This window comes from Stenotrophomonas sp. YJH_SMC_17 (genome assembly GCF_059371655.1).
On sequence record NZ_JCAFUU010000008.1, the window covers coordinates 86,917 to 103,183 of the forward strand.

15 protein-coding genes are annotated in these 16,267 nt (G+C 65.6%); 9 read left to right on the forward strand and 6 right to left on the reverse strand.

Annotated elements, in window-relative coordinates; genetic code table 11:
- Positions 1 to 158: 158 nt before the first annotated feature.
- Entirely contained in the window at positions 159 to 1,202 is a 1,044-nt protein-coding gene (locus AC5P8Z_RS17565) for an XVIPCD domain-containing protein (RefSeq protein ID WP_295566260.1), read from the reverse strand.
- Positions 1,203 to 1,305: 103 nt separating this feature from the next.
- Positions 1,306 to 1,896: a hypothetical protein gene (locus tag AC5P8Z_RS17570; protein ID WP_286070652.1), complete on the reverse strand. Its 591-nt coding sequence runs from the start codon at positions 1,894 to 1,896 to the stop codon at positions 1,306 to 1,308.
- Positions 1,897 to 2,025: 129 nt separating this feature from the next.
- On the opposite strand from AC5P8Z_RS17570, the gene rocF reads away from it, so the two are divergent.
- From rocF to AC5P8Z_RS17585, 3 genes are all read left to right on the forward strand, one after another.
- Positions 2,026 to 2,946, forward strand: coding sequence for an arginase (gene rocF, locus AC5P8Z_RS17575; protein WP_286070653.1), 921 nt, complete (start codon positions 2,026 to 2,028; stop codon positions 2,944 to 2,946).
- 162 nt (positions 2,947 to 3,108) lie between these two features.
- Complete coding sequence (locus tag AC5P8Z_RS17580; RefSeq protein WP_014035659.1) at positions 3,109 to 3,246, forward strand: entericidin A/B family lipoprotein; 138 nt, start codon at positions 3,109 to 3,111, stop codon at positions 3,244 to 3,246.
- 202 nt (positions 3,247 to 3,448) lie between these two features.
- Positions 3,449 to 3,670 (forward strand): CsbD family protein, encoded by a 222-nt coding sequence (locus AC5P8Z_RS17585; protein WP_010486972.1) that lies wholly within the window; start codon positions 3,449 to 3,451, stop codon positions 3,668 to 3,670.
- 76 nt (positions 3,671 to 3,746) lie between these two features.
- Here AC5P8Z_RS17585 and AC5P8Z_RS17590 read toward each other — a convergent pair whose 3' ends face one another.
- Positions 3,747 to 4,553 (reverse strand): hypothetical protein, encoded by an 807-nt coding sequence (locus AC5P8Z_RS17590; RefSeq protein WP_295566268.1) that lies wholly within the window; start codon positions 4,551 to 4,553, stop codon positions 3,747 to 3,749.
- A gap of 108 nt (positions 4,554 to 4,661) precedes the next feature.
- On the opposite strand from AC5P8Z_RS17590, the gene AC5P8Z_RS17595 reads away from it, so the two are divergent.
- The 4 genes from AC5P8Z_RS17595 to AC5P8Z_RS17610 all read left to right on the forward strand — a co-directional run bounded on the left by AC5P8Z_RS17595 (position 4,662) and on the right by AC5P8Z_RS17610 (position 9,263).
- Complete coding sequence (locus AC5P8Z_RS17595; RefSeq protein WP_295566270.1) at positions 4,662 to 5,957, forward strand: tryptophan--tRNA ligase; 1,296 nt, start codon at positions 4,662 to 4,664, stop codon at positions 5,955 to 5,957.
- A gap of 134 nt (positions 5,958 to 6,091) precedes the next feature.
- Complete coding sequence (locus tag AC5P8Z_RS17600; RefSeq protein ID WP_295566272.1) at positions 6,092 to 6,388, forward strand: hypothetical protein; 297 nt, start codon at positions 6,092 to 6,094, stop codon at positions 6,386 to 6,388.
- 184 nt (positions 6,389 to 6,572) lie between these two features.
- Entirely contained in the window at positions 6,573 to 7,505 is a 933-nt protein-coding gene (locus AC5P8Z_RS17605; protein ID WP_295566274.1) for an MBL fold metallo-hydrolase, read from the forward strand.
- Positions 7,506 to 7,610: 105 nt separating this feature from the next.
- Positions 7,611 to 9,263 carry a M28 family metallopeptidase gene (locus AC5P8Z_RS17610; protein WP_295566346.1) on the forward strand — a complete coding sequence of 551 codons (1,653 nt, stop codon included), beginning with the start codon at positions 7,611 to 7,613 and terminating at the stop codon, positions 9,261 to 9,263.
- Positions 9,264 to 9,447: 184 nt separating this feature from the next.
- Here the strand turns inward: AC5P8Z_RS17610 and AC5P8Z_RS17615 are convergent, their stop codons facing one another.
- Positions 9,448 to 9,747 (reverse strand): hypothetical protein, encoded by a 300-nt coding sequence (locus AC5P8Z_RS17615; protein ID WP_295566348.1) that lies wholly within the window; start codon positions 9,745 to 9,747, stop codon positions 9,448 to 9,450.
- Between the two features lie 67 nt (positions 9,748 to 9,814).
- Positions 9,815 to 11,149 carry an MFS transporter gene (locus AC5P8Z_RS17620; RefSeq protein ID WP_295566275.1) on the reverse strand — a complete coding sequence of 445 codons (1,335 nt, stop codon included), beginning with the start codon at positions 11,147 to 11,149 and terminating at the stop codon, positions 9,815 to 9,817.
- Between the two features lie 269 nt (positions 11,150 to 11,418).
- On the opposite strand from AC5P8Z_RS17620, the gene yedA reads away from it, so the two are divergent.
- A complete protein-coding gene (yedA, locus tag AC5P8Z_RS17625) occupies positions 11,419 to 12,324 on the forward strand; it encodes a drug/metabolite exporter YedA (protein ID WP_495229626.1) in 906 nt (301 codons plus the stop codon).
- On the forward strand, positions 12,321 to 13,214 hold the full coding sequence (gene rarD, locus AC5P8Z_RS17630; RefSeq protein WP_495229627.1) for an EamA family transporter RarD: 894 nt from the start codon (positions 12,321 to 12,323) through the stop codon (positions 13,212 to 13,214). The genes yedA and rarD overlap by 4 nt, the downstream gene beginning before the upstream one ends.
- 148 nt (positions 13,215 to 13,362) lie before the next feature.
- Here the strand turns inward: rarD and AC5P8Z_RS17635 are convergent, their stop codons facing one another.
- Entirely contained in the window at positions 13,363 to 16,188 is a 2,826-nt protein-coding gene (locus AC5P8Z_RS17635) for a TonB-dependent receptor plug domain-containing protein (RefSeq protein ID WP_295566281.1), read from the reverse strand.
- Positions 16,189 to 16,267: the final 79 nt, after the last annotated feature.

A 16,267-nucleotide genomic window follows, 5' to 3' on the forward strand; every position in this document is an offset into this window, starting at 1 on the left:
TTCAGCAATAATTTCTGAATAAAAGCTTTTGTTTCAGTGTTATGAATGATCTTTGTGGTTCGGATAAGCCCATCCCTCCATGTGTCGGCGCCTCTTTGCGCTGCCCGAGGTGCTTGCCCGGTGGTTCGAAAGAAGGTCCAGCCGACGCCTCGGCAGTCTCACCTTGAGAACGATGGCCCGTCCTGTGCATGAACCTGCTGCGCTGGCGGCTGTTCAAGATGTGCTGCCAACGCTTCAGCGCGATGAAGGGACTCTGCTTCAGGCGCGCGAAGCGCGTCCATCGTATTCATGGTTCCACGGCGTTGGGCAGGATCGTCCATCGCTCCCTCGACGATGAATACTTTCTCGCCACGTGCAAGGGACTCTGTCGGGTTGTTCAATACAACGTGGTCAATTCTTGAAAGCCCTTGCGCCTTCGCGAGCACCAACAGACTCGCAGACATGCGCTGGCTCGACTCATCCCACTGCTTCCCGCTCTCGGCGTCCAGGCGTTCCACACCCGCTCTTATCTGCATGTAGAGGGAGCGGTCAGCGTCGCCGAGTTCAGCTACTGAGGAAGCTGTTCGGTGCACTGAGAGTGAGTCGTCGGCGACCACGGCCACTCTTCCCGCAGCCGAAGTGCGCTCGGCGTCAAATTCCGGCTCGGGCCTACGTCGACGCTGCGTGGGTGCTATGTGCTGATCATAGTGCGCGCCATAGTAAAGCTCGTATGTCGCATGAGGACCAACAGAAGGTGCCTCCGTTTTGAACACCTCAGCGATCTGTCCAAGCGCCTGGTTTCGATTGATCCGCCCGGCCTGGAGTTCAACGGCAATGGCTCCATACTGTTGCGGTCGATTACCCGTACCCGACACGCCAATGTCCGGTCCACCGGCCGCAATGATTTCACGCTGGACCTGGACATTACTGAGCGTCGCAGCCGCTTCTCCGCGTAGCAGGGTGTTTACATAGGATTGCTTCGACGTCGGATCGGGACGTTCGGTAAAGAGATGGTGCCCCAGCTCGTGCGAAAGAGAGCGCGCGATTCTGGAGCCTTGCCCAACCGCGTTCTCGTCAATAACGATCTTCTCACCGGGAACAAGATAGGTGCCCCTACCGGCTTGTCCCCAGACAACATCCAGATCGTCGCGCTCGGCCTGTGCAAGACCCGCCCGAAGTGTCGGGGATTTCGCTAGAAGCGGCGCCAACGAAGGGTCAGTCAACGGGGAGTCCGGCCGACGTACGGGTCCTGGGCGAGCCCCCCCCTGCGGCTGCGGCAGTACAGAGTCTTCAGTACGTTCCATGTTGGAGCTCCCGCCCTGGGGGTCAACGCTGACTGATCAATACGTGGGTCAATGTCGCATTGTCAGGGGCGAGAGTGAGTACAACCTCAGCACCGTTCACTGGCGCGGTCCAGTAAGGGCGGGAGTCAGGGGCATCAGGCCGAGGTGGATATTGCGCCGTTCCCTCCCAGATGACTTCTTTGAGCGCGATGCTCGGTGGGGCGATATCAAAGGTCAGCTTCGCCTGCGCAGGATTATCGACGGCACTTCTCAGCGTGATGTTCCGAACTTCAAGGCCACCCAACATTCCACGTTCCGCGGTTCGCTCGTCTCTCAGGCCCTGCCGAGTCGGTTTTCCAAGATGCGTGTGAAGATGTTCGTTCAATGCATCCACATCGCCAAAACGCACACTGGACAATCGCTCGATGCTGTTCTTGAATCGCTCCATACCAATTTCACTCCCTGATTCGACGGGTTGTCTTTGATTCAGATGAACTGATGGGTTCAGCGGCGCGGCACTTGAACATGCTGTCAGTAAAAGCGCCGGAATAGCGATCGCGAGGCGACGACGCGCAGCGATGGGCAGCGCGACCATGAAAAAGCGTGGCCAGGCGGTGTTGATGAAGGGCGACATCGCAATCTTCCATGAAGGGCGGTTGGGTCTGCGCGGCATCATGCCATGCCAATGCCCTGCTGCACCGCCGCGAGTGGTGTCACACAGCTCTGGCTAGACTGTGCTTCTTTTTCCGCGCAGGAGGCACCCATGGCCCATCCCATCTCCGTATCCCTGATTGGCGTTCCCACCGATGTCGGTGCGGGCCATCGCGGTGCCCGGCTGGGGCCGGAGGCGCTGCGTGTGGCGGGCCTGCCGGAGGCGCTGGAAGCGCGCGGCGTGGACGTGCGCGATCTGGGCAACCTGGATGGCCCGCGCAACCCGTGGACCGCACCGGTGGAGGGCTATCGCCACCTCGATGAAGTGGTGGCGTGGAACCATGCACTGATGGAAGCCAGCTATGCCGAACTGCAGGCCGGGCGCATGCCGATCATGCTCGGCGGCGACCACTGCCTGGGCATCGGTTCGATCACCGCCGTGGCGCGCTGGTGCCGCGAGCAGGGCAAGACCCTGCGCGTGCTGTGGCTGGACGCGCATTCGGATTTCAACACCAGCGATGTCACGCCGTCGGGCAACATCCACGGTATGCCGGTGGCCTGCCTGTGCGGCCTCGGCCCGGATGCGCTGACCCGGCTGGGCGGCACGTCGCCCGCGATCACCCCGGCGCAGATGCACCAGATCGGCATCCGCTCGGTGGACCCGGAAGAGAAGCGCCTGATCAAGACCCACAAGGTGGATGTCTATGACATGCGCTACATCGACGAGAACGGCATGAAGCGTGCGGTGGAAGCGGCACTGGCCGGCATCGACGGGAACACCCACCTGCATGTCAGCTTCGATGTCGACTTCCTCGACCCGAGCATCGCGCCGGGCGTCGGCACCACCGTGCCGGGTGGGGTGAACTACCGCGAGGCGCAGCTGGTGATGGAAATGATCGCCGACACCGGGCGCATGGGATCGCTGGACATCGTGGAGCTCAACCCCTTGCTGGACAAGCAGAATGCCACCGCCGAGCTGGCCGTGGACCTGGTCGAAAGCCTGTTCGGCAAGTCCACCCTGATGCGCGATTGAAGGCTTCCCCTGAACGGAATCTCGAACCGTTCACATCCGCTCCACGCCCCTGCCGCCAGATTGCACTTCACGCGGCGGCAGTGGGCATTGGTGCCCTCCCGCCGAGCGAAAGAATCCCATCCGCGAATGAAGCGGTATAGCGGCGAACCCAAGGAGAAGCCCATGAAGCGCGTAGTTGCCCTGATGCTGTTGTCGATGTTCTCGGTGGCCCTGCTGGCCGGTTGCAACACCGTGGCCGGTGCTGGCAAGGACGTGCAGAAGGCCGGTGAAAAGGTTGAGGACGCCGCCAAGGGCAAGTGAGCCCGGCGCGGAACGGAAAGAGAAAGGGCCGGGGACATCCCCGGCCTTTTTTGAGCCTGCTTTTCACTGCCTGCTGTCGAAGCGTAGTGAACCATTCAAGCAGGTGAGCATTGTTTTCATTGTCGGTTGACCGGCACTCAACAGCCGCTGCGCGAAGCTGGAGCCACGGTAAGAACGCCGTTGCAACCAAGGACTCCCAGCAATGAACAAAGACATCATTTCCGGCAAGTGGTCGCAGCTGAAGGGCAAGGCCCAGGCCAAGTGGGGCGATCTGACCAACGACGATTTCGATGTGGCCGAAGGCAATGCCGAGTATCTGGCCGGTCGCCTGCAGGAACGTTATGGCTGGGCCAAGGACCGCGCCGAGAAGGAAGTCCGTGACTTCCAGGATGCGGTGAGCAAGGACTACCCGGACTACAAGTAAGCGCGACTAAGCGCGACAGTTTCCCCCACAGCACAACGCCCGCACCGAGAGGTTGCGGGCGTTGTGTTGTCTGCGCTCAGCGCGCCGGCGGGTCCGGCACGTAGCGGTTCGGGAACGCCTGCGGCTCGCGCGGCAGGCGCGATGGCGAATCCATCAGGATGCCGCGCGCACGCAGGTTGCGGGCGCTGTCGTAGCGCAGCTGCAGCACCTGCGCGGGGCTGCGGCTGGCGCGTTCGAAGTCGGTATCGCGCACGGACGACTGTTCGCGTGCACCGTGGCCGGTGCCCAGCGCGGGGGCCTGCGACTTGCTGGCGTAGCCCTCGATGCGGCTGGCGCTGGCGCTGGCATCAGCGGCAGCCTCTGCCTGCGCGGCCGGAGCGGGCAGCGGCAGGCCACGGCGCAGGATCGGCTCGGGGCGCCAGCGACGCGCCTCTTCGAATACGGCCACGCCGACCACGCCGATGTTGTCCGGGCGCCCGGTGCGGCTGGCGTAGCTGCCGCTGGGGCTGCTGAACACGAACTGTGCCACTTCGTCCTGGCTCTTGCGCCAGCCGGTGATGTCGGCGCGCTGGCCGGGGTTGAGTACGTAACCGGTCTGCGAGGGATCGGCATCCTCGCCGGAAATGGCGTTGATGCCGTCCACCGACAGCACCACCAGCACCCGGCGCGGGCTGTCGTTGTACAGGCGCACCGCATAGCGGTGCCCGCGCTCGCCGGCCACCCAACGCTGGCCTTCGGCGGGGTAGCTGCGCAGTTCAGTGCCACGGTCGCGGTCGACCAGGGCCATGCGCACAGGGCCGCCTTCATACACCGGCGGCGGGGGCGGGACGGGGCGGAAGCCGGCCAGGGGCAGGATCAGCAGCAGGGGCAGCAGGCGTTTCATCGGGCATCTCCAGCGGGGTTGCGTGAATGAACGCGCCGCAGGCCCTGACGGGGTTGGCCGCCGGCACGGTAAACTGGACCCGTTCATCGAAGGTTTCCCCACGCAGTCATGACGACCCGAGTCCTTACCGGCATCACCCCCTCCGGCACGCCCCACCTGGGCAACTACGTTGGCGCCATCCGTCCGGCGATCGCGGCCAGCCGCGCCCCGGGGATCGAGAGCTTCTTCTTCCTGGCCGACCTGCACAGCCTGATCAAGTCGCAGGACCCGCAGCGCACCCAGCGCGCGACCCTGGAAATCGCAGCCAGCTGGCTGGCCTGCGGCCTGGACCCGGAACATGTGTGGTTCTACCGCCAGAGCGACATCCGCGAGACCACCGAGCTGATGTGGTTCCTCACGGCCATCGCCAGCAAGGGCATCCTCAACCGTGCGCACGCTTACAAGGCGGCGGTGGACAAGAACCGCGAGGAAGGCGTGGACGAGGACGCGGGCGTCAGCGCTGGCCTGTTCATGTACCCGGTGCTGATGGCCGCCGATATCCTGATCTTCAAGGCCAACCAGGTGCCGGTGGGCCGCGACCAGATCCAGCACATCGAGATGGCGCGCGACTTCGCCCAGCGCTTCAACCACGTGTACGGCAAGGAATACTTCCCGCTGCCGGACGTGGTGATCGACGAGCAGGTGGCGACGTTGGCCGGCCTGGATGGCCGCAAGATGAGCAAGAGCTACCACAACACCATTCCGCTGTTCGTGCCGCGCGAGGAGCTGAAGAAGCTGGTGTTCTCGATCCTGACTGACTCGCGCGTACCGGGCGAGCCGAAGGACACCGAGGGCTCGGCGCTGTTCCAGATGTACCAGGCGTTCGCTACCCCGGAACAGACCGCCGAATTCGCCAAGGCCTTTGCCGCCGGCATCAGCTGGGGCGATGCCAAGCAGCAGCTGTTCGAGCGCATCGACAGCGAGCTGTCGCCGCTGCGCGAGCGCTACAACGCGCTGATGGCCGAGCCGGAAAAGATTGAAGCGCTGCTCAAGCGCCGTGGCCAGCAGCTGCGCGAGCAGCTGGCGGCTCCGTTGCTGGATGAACTGCGCCATGCCGTGGGCCTGCGCGACCTGTCCACTGCCGGCGACATCGCCAGTGAAGACGCAGGCGTGGCCCGCGTGGCACCGCCGCTGTTCAAGCAGTACCGCGAAAAGGACGGCCGTTTCTACTTCAAGCTGACTGCCGGTGACGGCACGCTGCTGATCCAGAGCGAAGGCTTCGACTCGCCGCGCGATGCGGGCCAGTTGATCGCGGTGATCAAGCAGGCCGAGCAGGGCGACCAGCTGCAGAGCGAGCTGTTCAAGCTGGAATCCGAAGTGGATGCGGTGCTGGCTGCGCTGGCGGCGCTGCGCGAAGCGGCCTGACCTGCTCGCCCTTGTAGAGCCGAGCCCACGCTCGGCTTGGCGGAAAAGCAGCCGAGCATCGGCTCGGCTCTACACGGCATTGCACCCATGGCATGATGCCCACGCGCCCCCGGCGCGATGACATGGAGTCTGTGATGGCCTGGTTGTCGCTGCTGCTGTTCCTGCCCTGGTTCCTGCTGCTGGGCAGCCTGTACTGGCTGTTCCCGCGCCAGCCGCGCACTGCGCGGCGGCGCCTGTTTGACAGCGCCACTCTGATGCTGGCTTTCGCCCTGAGTATCGTCTCAATGCTGTGGGGGTACCGCCTGGGCATGGCGCAGCCCGGCGCTGGCCCGATCTGGCCGCAGGTACTGGCGGTGCTGTACGCCTACGGCGCGTTCCTGGCGGTGCTGGTGCTGGCCCTGCTGCTGCGGCCGAGGTACCTGGCCCGGTAACCATGCTCAACTGCACGCGCCCTCTGTAGAGCCGAGCCCATGCTCGGCTGAGGTCTGGCAGAAAGGCAGCCGAGCGTGGGCTCGGCTCTACAGAATTGCCCACTCCGACCAAAGCCGCATCGAACCAGCCCCACGCCCACACCTACCATGGGCATCTGTTCCCGATCCTGCCAGGTGCGTGCCGATGACCGCCGACCCCAGCATCCATACCATCGATACCGGCTTCCAACGCCCCGGCTTCGATGCGGCCTACCTGATCGTTGAACGCGGCCGCGCGGCCTTCGTCGATTGCGGCACCGGCCTTTCCGTGCCGGCGATGCTGCAGGCGCTGGCCAACGCCGGCCTGGGCGCTGACGCGGTGGACTGGCTGCTGCTGACCCACGTGCACCTGGACCACGCCGGTGGCGCAGGCCTGCTGATGCAACAGCTGCCCAACGCAAAGGCGGTGCTGCACCCGCGCGGTGCACCGCACATGATCGACCCGACCCGGCTGATTGCCGGTGCCACGGCGGTGTACGGTGCTGAAGAGATCGCGCGCAGCTACGGTCGTATCGAGCCGATTCCCGAACACCGTGTGGTGGTGGCCGAAGACGGGCACCGCATCGATCTCGCTGGCCGCGAGCTGCTGCTGCTGCACACGCCGGGCCACGCGCTGCACCACTACTGCGTGTGGGATGCGCGCAGCCGCAGCTGGTTCACCGGCGATACGTTCGGCATCTCCTACCGCGAACTGGACAGTGCGCAGGGCGCTTTCATCTTCCCCACCTCGTCGCCCGTGCAGTTCGATCCCGAGGCGATGAAGATGTCGATACAGCGCATGCTGGGCTACGCGCCGCAGGCGATGTACCTGACCCACTATGGCCGCGTCGAGCAGGTGCAGAAACTGGCCGACGACTTGTTCGAACAGATCGATGCGATGGCCACCATCGGCCGCCAGTGCGATGGCCGCCCGGACCGTCACCGCTGCCTGCTGGCCGCGTTGCAGGCGTTGTATCTGGAACGTGCCCAGCTGCATGGCTGTGCGCTGGACGATGCGGCGGTGACCGCCGTGCTGGCAATGGACATCGAACTCAACGCGCAGGGGCTGGCGTGCTGGCTGGACCGCATCAGCAGGTAGATCCACGCCACGCGTGGATGACGTGGGCCCAGGCTGCGCCGTGATGTCACGACCACGTTACACTCTGGTGACTTCCAAGCTAGCCGTGGTACTGCCGTGAATCCGATGCGCGTGTTGCTGCTGTCGTCCTGCCTGTTCGTCGGGGGCCTGGCCCATGCGGCCAATGACCTGCCCGGCGGCGGCATCGATCCGCAGGCACTGTCGCGTCACGTGCGTGTGCTGGCGTCGGACGAGTTCGAGGGCCGCGCGCCGGCCACCGAAGGCGAAGAGCGCACCGTGCAGTACCTGATCGAGCAGTTCCGCAGCTATGGCCTGCAGCCGGGCGGTGTGGACGGCAGCTGGGTGCAGCCGGTGCCGCTGGTGCGCGCGCAGCTGGATGGCCCGGCCAAGGCCAGCCTGTCGCTGAAGCAGGGCAAGCGCGCGCTGGCCAATGGCGTGGACGTGACCCTGCAGAGCCTGCAGCCGCGCAAGCGCGTGCAGATCAAGGATGCACCGCTGGTGTTCGTCGGCTACGGCATCGACGCGCCGGAACGCCACTGGAATGACTACAAGGACGTGGACCTGCACGGCAAGATCGCCGTGGTGCTGATCAACGACGCCGATTTCGAGGCCGATGCGCCGGGGGCGTTCGATGGCAAGGCCGTGACCTATTACGGCCGCTGGACCTACAAGTTCGAGGAAGCCGCACGCCGCGGCGCCGAAGGCGTGCTGATCGTGCACGAGACCGCGCCGGCCGCTTACGGTTGGGCGACAGTGAAGAGCTCAGGCACTTCGCCGCTGTTCGACATCGAGCGCGGCCAGGCCGAAGCCATGGCCCAGCACACGCCGCTGCGCGGCTGGATGCAGCGCGAACTGGCCGAGGCGATCTTCGCCGACGCCGGCCTCGATTTCGACGCCGAGAAGCGCAAGGCGATGCGCGCCGACTTCCGGCCGGTGGCGCTGGACAATGCCAGGCTGAGCGTGGATTTCGCGCTGAAGCGCGAACAGGTGGTGACCCGCAACGTGGTGGCCAAGCTGCCCGGCGGTGCGCATGGCGACGAGGCGGTGATCTTCTCCGCGCACTGGGATGCGTTCGGCATCGGCCAGCCGGACGCCAAGGGTGACCGCATCCGCCGCGGCGCGATCGACAACGCCACCGGCGTGGCCACCGTGCTGGAGCTGGGCCGCGTATTTGCCGCCGGCCCGCAGCCGCAGCGTACGCTGTACTTCGTGGCGCTCACTGCCGAAGAGAAGGGCCTGCTGGGCGCCAGCTACTACGCCGCGCACCCGCTGGCGCCGCTGGACAAGACCGCCGCGGTGCTCAACATCGAGATGTTCAGCCCGGATGGCCCGACCCGCGATATCGCCTCGTGGGGCAAGGGCCGTGTCTCGCTGGAAAGGGACCTGGAGCGCGTGGCCAAGGCCCGTGGCCGCAGCTACAGCCCGGACCCGAACCTGGAAGCCGGCTTCTTCTACCGCGCCGACCACTTCGCCTTCGCCCGTCTGGGCGTGCCGGCGATCACCATCGGCCCGGGCCTGGACAAGCTGGACGGCGGTGTCGAGGCCGGCCGCGCGCTGCGCGAGAAGTACTTCGCTGATTGCTACCACCAGGCCTGCGATGCCTGGACCCCGAGCTGGGACCCGAGCGGCCACGCCGCCGACACCCTGCTGGTCTACGACCTGGGCGCCGAGCTGGCCAACAGCCGCCGCTGGCCGACGTGGGAAAAGGAATCGGAGTTCCGCGGCGCGCGCGACAAGAGCGAAGCGGCCCGCCGTTGAGGATCGGAATCGGCGGAGTGTCATGTCATTTCGCCGGGGGTAGAGTCGACTGATAGTCGACTATCGCGCGCAGCGCGGGTTTTTCGGTGCCGACAGAGAGAGCAGTCGACTAACAGTCGACTCTACCGATTACCGATTACCGATTACCGATTACCGATTGCCGATTGCCGATCAGCGGCCGGCACTACCCGCGCTGGCGCAGCAGCGTCCATGCGCCCCAGCCGCCGGCGGCTAGCGCTGCCAGATAGCATGCCACCATCGTACGCAGGCCAACCGATGATCCTGCATTGATGCCCCGATGCAGGCGCAGTTGCAGCGAGCTGTGGCCGCTGCCCAGGTCCACCGCCAGCTGCAGCGCCAGTGCGCCGCAGAACACCAGCAGGGCGATCCCGAATCCGATGCGTGGCCACGCGGCCTGTGCGTTGGGGCGACGAAGCAGCCAGGCCAGTGCCGTGGCTGCAGCCAGCGTCGCCGCGATCCACATCAGTGGCGTGGTGGGAGACGCAGCGGCCACCGGCAGTGCACCGGTGGCCGCGATCACTACAGCGCCCTTATTTGCGGGTGCCGTCGAGCCAGTTCGGGCCCTTGTTGGTGAGGAAGAACACATAGACCACCAACGATACCGCGATCGTGGCGGTGACGTAGATGGCGAACCAGTCCACATGACCCGTCTTCAGTGCGCCCTGGTACAGCAGCGGGGCGGTGCCGCCGAACAGCGAGTTGGCCAGCGCATAGCCCAGGCCCACGCCCAGTGCACGCACGTGGGTGGGGAACAGTTCGGCCTTCACTACCGCGTTGATCGAGGTGTAGCCGGTGAGGATGACGAAGCCCAGGGCCAGGGTCAGGAAGGCCAGGGTGGCGTCATGCTGGTGCGGAAGCTGGGTGATCAGGTACCAGCTGTACAGCACGCCGCCCGCGCCGAAGAACACCAGCAGGGTCTTGCGGCCGATGATGTCCGACAGCCAGCCGCCGACCGGCTGCAGCACCATCAGGAAGGCCAGCACGCCCAGGTTGATCAGGGTGCCGGTCATCGGGTCGTTACCCGCGAAGGCGCTCTGGATCATCTTCGGGCCGTTCACCGAATAGGTGTAGAAGGCCACAGTGCCACCGGCGGTGATCAGGAAGCACAGCAGCAGCGGCCGCCACTGGTGCACGAACAGCTCGTACATCGAGCCGGACTTCTGTGCCTTGCCCTCGCGGGCGGCTTCGATCGACGACTCCGACAGCGACTCGTCCATGCCCCGGCGCAGCCAGAACACCACCACTGCGGCGATGCCACCGATGCCAAAGGCGATGCGCCAACCCCATTCGGAGATTTCCGGCTTGCCCCAGAAGGTCAGCATCAGCAGCAGGGTCAGTTGGGCCAGCACGTGGCCGCCGACCAGGGTGACGTAGTGGAACGAGGACAGGAAGCCGCGGCGGCCGGGAATGGCGGCCTCGGACATGTAGGTGGCGCTGGCACCGTATTCGCCACCGGTCGCGAAGCCCTGCAGCAGGCGCGCGAACAGCAGGATGACCGCGGCCCAGATGCCGATGCTGGCCGCCGTGGGCGTGATGGCGATCAGGAACGAGCACAGCGCCATCACCGTGACCGAGACGGTCAGGGCCAGGCGGCGGCCGTGGCGGTCGGCGAAGCGGCCGAAGAACCAGGCACCGATCGGGCGCATCAGGAACGTGGCGGCGAAGATCGCCCATACATACAGGGTGGAGTTCTTGTCATCGGGCGAGAAGAACTGCGATTCGAAGTACACGGCGAACACCGAGTACACGTAGACGTCATACCACTCCACCAGGTTGCCGGCGGAGCCTTTGAGGGTATTGGAGATCGAGCGGCGCAGCGCGGCGCCGTCGTTCGCGGGTACGGCAGGTTGGGACGTGATGCTCATCTGGGTGTGGATCCTCGATGCGGCGCTTCCCTGCGGGAAATATCGGGTACCCGGCGCGCGAAGGGCGCCGCGGCCAGCCTCCTAGGTACTGCATCCCACGTCAACGCCAGGTGCCGGGCAGGGCATGGGGACCGCACAGGGTGACAGCAGCCCGGGGCGGCGGACCATAACTAAAACGTCGTATGCCGGTTCACGGCCCGTCGCAAACCGGAGTGATTTCCCGCAGGCGAAGGCTCTAGAATCGGCGTTCCCCCGCCTGCTGGTGCGTCATGTCGGCTCCTCTCTCTTCGTCTGCGGCTGCCCCACGGGGTGGCCTTGTCGCGCTGGCATTGCTGCTGGTTTACGTGGTCTGGGGCTCGACCTACCTGGGCATCGCCAAGGCCCTGCACGGCGGCGCACTGCCACTGACGATGGTCTCCGGCAGCCGGTTCATCATTGCCGGCGGCCTGATGTTCCTTGCCCTGCGCCTGTTCTGGAAGATGCCGAATCCGACCCTGCGGCAATGGCGCAACCTGGTGGTGATGGGGGTCACCATGCTGGTGCTGGGCAACGGCATGGTGGTGCTGGCCGAGCGCGAGGTCTCCTCCGGCCTGGCTGCGACCGCGGTGGCCTCGGTACCGCTGTGGATGGCGCTGTTCTCGGCGCTGCGTGGCCAGCATGCCAGCCGCGGCGAGTGGCTGGGCATTGCCATCGGCTTCCTGGGCGTGGTCTGGCTCAATGCCGGCAGCAGCCTGACCGCCTCGCCGACCGGGCTGGTGCTGTTGCTGATCGCGCCGGTCGGCTGGGCCTTCGGTTCGGTATGGGCGCGCGGGCTGGACCTGCCGGGCCCATTCATGACCGCGGCCGGGCAGATGATCTGCGGTGGCGTGCTGCTGGTGCTGATCGGCCTGGTGGTCGGCGAGCGCCCGACCACGCTGCCCGATACCGGCGGCCTGCTGGCGATGGCGTACCTGTGCGTGTTCGGTTCCATCGTCGCCTTCACCGCCTACGTGTGGCTGCTGCAGAACGTGCGCCCGGCGCTGGCCGGCAGCTATGCCTACGTCAATCCGGTGATCGCGGTGCTGCTGGGCGCACTGCTCAACGGCGAGCGCTTCGGCTGGCGCGACCTGCTGGCGATGGTGGTGATTCTTCTGGGCGTGGTGGTGTTGGCGATGGCAAGGACACGAAGGAAATGAGCATGGACGAGAAGGAACAACGCCGGGGCCTGCTGGTCACCGCCTCCACCTTCGTGATCTGGGGCCTGGTGCCGGTGTACTGGCACCTGCTCAACGAGGTGCCCTCGTTCCAGATCATCGCCCACCGCATCATCTGGAGCACCGTGCTGGTGCTGGGCTGGCTGGTGCTCAGTGCGCGCCTGGGCTGGTGGGAAAAGATCGCCGCGCAGCCGCGCGCGCTGCCGATCCTGCTGGTGTCGAGCCTGACCATCGCCTTCAACTGGGGCCTGTACATCTGGGCGGTCAACGCCGGCCACGTCATCGAGACCAGCCTGGGCTACTTCATCAACCCGCTGGTGAACGTGCTGCTGGGCGTGCTGGTGCTGAAGGAGCGCCTGCGCCGCCTGCAGTGGGTGGCGGTGGCGATGGCGGCGGTGGGCGTGGCCTGGCTGACCATCGATGCCGGCACACCGCCGTGGATCGCGTTGGGCCTGGCCTGTTCGTTCGGGTTGTATGGCCTGCTGCGCAAGCTGGTCTCGGTCGATCCGGTGGCCGGCCTGGGCGTGGAAAGCATGTACCTGTTCCTGCCGGCGCTGGCGTTTGCGATCTGGGCCGAGAATGGTCACGGCGGCGCGTTCCTGCATGGCTGGGGCTGGCGCAATGACCTGTTGCTGATCTTTGGTGGCGTGGTCACGGCGGTGCCGCTGATCGGCTTCGCCTACGGCGTGAAGCGCATTCCGCTGTCGCTGGTCGGCATCCTGCAGTACATCGCGCCGAGTCTGCAGCTGCTGCTGGGCGTGTTTTTCTTCCATGAGGCGTTCGACACCGCCAAGGCGATCGGGTTCGCGGCGATCTGGGCCGGCCTGATCCTGTTTGTCGGCGACAATGTGCGCACGATGCGTAAGCGATAACGGAGCCGGGGTCGGATCCCTTCGCCGGGCGGAGGGATCCGACCCCGGCTTCCCCGAAGAAAAAAGAACGGCGCCCCGAGGGGCGCCGTTCTGCTTCCATCCACCGCCAGGAGAGAGAGATGGCGGTGGCGGGAACGCGGTTGCAGGCTTAGAAGCGCTGCTGGTACTTCATGTACATGAAACGACCGATGTCGAAGCCACCGTAGTAGGTGAAGCTACTGTTCGGCTGGCTGTACATGATCGGACCCTGATGGTCGAACACGTTGTTCAGGCCCAGCGAAACGGTGCCGTCCCACGGCAGGGCGTAACGCACCTGCAGGTCGTGGAAGGTGTTCGAACCCACCTTGTTGGTCGGCGAGGCATCGGTGTAGGCCGAGCTGAAGCCCGGCATGTTGCACTCGTCCATGTAGGAGCACTTTTCCTTCATGCTGGAGTAGTAGCGCGCGGTCCAGCCGATGCCCAGGTTGCCGTACTGCCAGTCCAGGTTGAAGGTCGAACGCACGCGGAAGTTGCCGCCCCAGCTGGTCAGCTGCTCCACCGGCGTGGTGGCGGCGTTGTCGTTGCGCTGCTCCAGGTAGTCGGTGTAGGTGGTGTTCCAGGTAACGGCGAACTTGCCGAACGCGGTTTCCGGCAGGCGGTAGCGCGCGCTGATGTCATAGCCGGCGGTTTCGCGGTAGCCAGCGTTGACCAGAGAACGGTCCAGCGCGTTGACCTGACCGTTGCTGCCACGGGTGAAGCGGCCGCAGGCGGCGTCCGAGCCCTGCACGTAGCACTGTTCCAGGATGTTGGTGGCCGACTCGCCAACGATGGCGTTGTCGATGCGGATCTTCCACCAGTCCAGGCTGACGTCCAGGCCCTGCACGAAGTCGGGGCTGTAGACCAGGCCCACGGTCCAGGTCTTGGCGGTTTCCGGCTTCAGGTCCGGGTTGGAACCGGAGTTGAAATCGGTGGTGGCCTGCTGGCCCGGCTTGCTGGCCACGGTGCCGTCGCTGTTGAGCTGGCGGAAGTTGGCCGGCACCTTCAGGGCCTTGCAGCGGGCAGCCACGGCGGCGCTGCTTGCAGCGGTGCCGAACGAGGTATCGCACGGATCGGTGAACGAATCACGGGTGCTGACAGTGCCGCCGTACAGGTCGTCCACGGTCGGTGCACGGAAGCCGGTGCCATAGGTGGCGCGCACCAGCAGGCTGTCGATCGGCTTCCACTTCACGCCGAACTTGCTGTTGGTGGTGGAACCGAAGTTGTTGTAGTCCGAATAGCGACCCGCGACATCCAGCGACAGTTCGCGGGCGAACGCCATGTCGGCCAGCAGCGGCACCTGCATTTCCAGGTAGACCTCGTTGAGCGAGTAGTCGCCCTGGGTCGGCTTGCCGGTGGTGCCGGCGATCTGGCCGTTCTGCACCATCAGGTCCGGGGTGTAGCGTGCTTCTTCGGTGCGGTGCTCGAAGCCCATCGCAGCCATGATGTCGCCGGCCGGCAGCGAGAACAGCGAACCGGAGATGTTGGCGCTGGCCACCTTGGTGGTGGTCTGGCTCTTGTCCACGTAGCGGGCGAACAGGTAGTCCTGCACGTCCTGGTTGCTCAGCGAGCCCGGGCCGGTGTAGCCCATCGGCGCGGCCGGGTTCCACGGCACGCAGCCGGCGATCACCGCATCGCGGGTGCCGCAGTAGGCCACGCCGTTCTCGATGAAGGACGGGCCGACGGCCAGGTTGACGTTCGGCTGGTACATGCTGCCGGTACCAACGCGCTCGCCTTCATTGCGGTTGTAGGTGTAGCTGACGTTCCAGTCCCAGTAGCGCGAGCCGGTTTCGAAGCTGCCTTCCAGGCCCAGGCTGCCGCGCTTGGTTTCCAGGGTGTTCTCGGTGCCACGCAGCATTTCTTCGGTGCGGTGCGAGAACAGCACGTCCTGCTGCCACAGGTTGAACGCGCTGTCCTTTGACAGGGCGGCGCGGCTGCCGTTGCGCGCCTGTGTGGCGGTGACCGAGTACGGGTAGCCGGCCAGGTGCTTGGTCGATTCGCGCTTGCTGTACATGGCATCGGCAACGATGCGCAGGTCGTCGGTGATCGAGAAGCCGCCGTTGGCGAACACCGAGGTGCGCTCCAGGCCGGTCAGCAGGCTCATGTTGGTCTTGGTGTTGGCACCATCGGCCGGGTTCGGCGCGTGGAAGTTGCTGGCGCTGGTCGGGTCGCCGCCCGGGCCGACGGTCAGCGGCTTGCCGCCGACGGTGACGCTGCCCCACGGCGTGTTGCCGTTCAGACCATCGTTCGGGTGGCGCGGACCGTTGACGTAGCGGCTGAATTCGCGCGCGCCGCCCATCACTTCGTCTTCCTTGGTGCGCTCGGCACCGACGCTGAACCAGCCGCGGTCGAAGGTCTTGCCGAAGGTGGCACTGTAGGAGCGCTTCTGGCCGTCGCCTTCGCCGTACTGGCCGACGTAGACGCTGGCTTCGCCGCCATCGAAGTTCTTGCGGGTGATGATGTTGACCACACCGGCGATGGCGTCCGAGCCGTACAGGGCCGAAGCACCGTCAGTCAGCACTTCCACGCGCTCGACGATGGCCGACGGGATCGAGGCCAGGTCGGAATAACCGCCGGCGCTGACGCCCATGCGGCGGCCGTCGATCAGCACCAGGCTGCGTTCCGGGCCCAGGTTGCGCAGGCTGACATACATGCCGCCGAAATCGCGCGAGGAGGTCAGCGAGGACGCGCGGCTCATGCTCGGCGAGCCGGCAGCGGTGACATCCTGCAGGATATCGGCGACGTTGACGTAGCCCTTCTTCTCGATCTCGGCGCGGTTGAGCGCGACCACCGGCTGGGCAGTTTCGACACTGGCCTGGCGGATGCGCGAGCCGGTGATTTCGATGCGGTCGAGGTTGGTCGGGGTATCGCCGGCGCTCTGTGCGAAGGCGGGGGTGGTGCAGCTGGCGGCCAGCGCGATGACGATCGCGTTGCGCAGCGGGGTGGTCTTCAGGGACATCCGTGAAATCTCGTGTTTCAGAAAAAACATGCGCCCGTTCTGTGGGCGCGTGGGGTGCTGCAAACCAACGTGGGGGCGG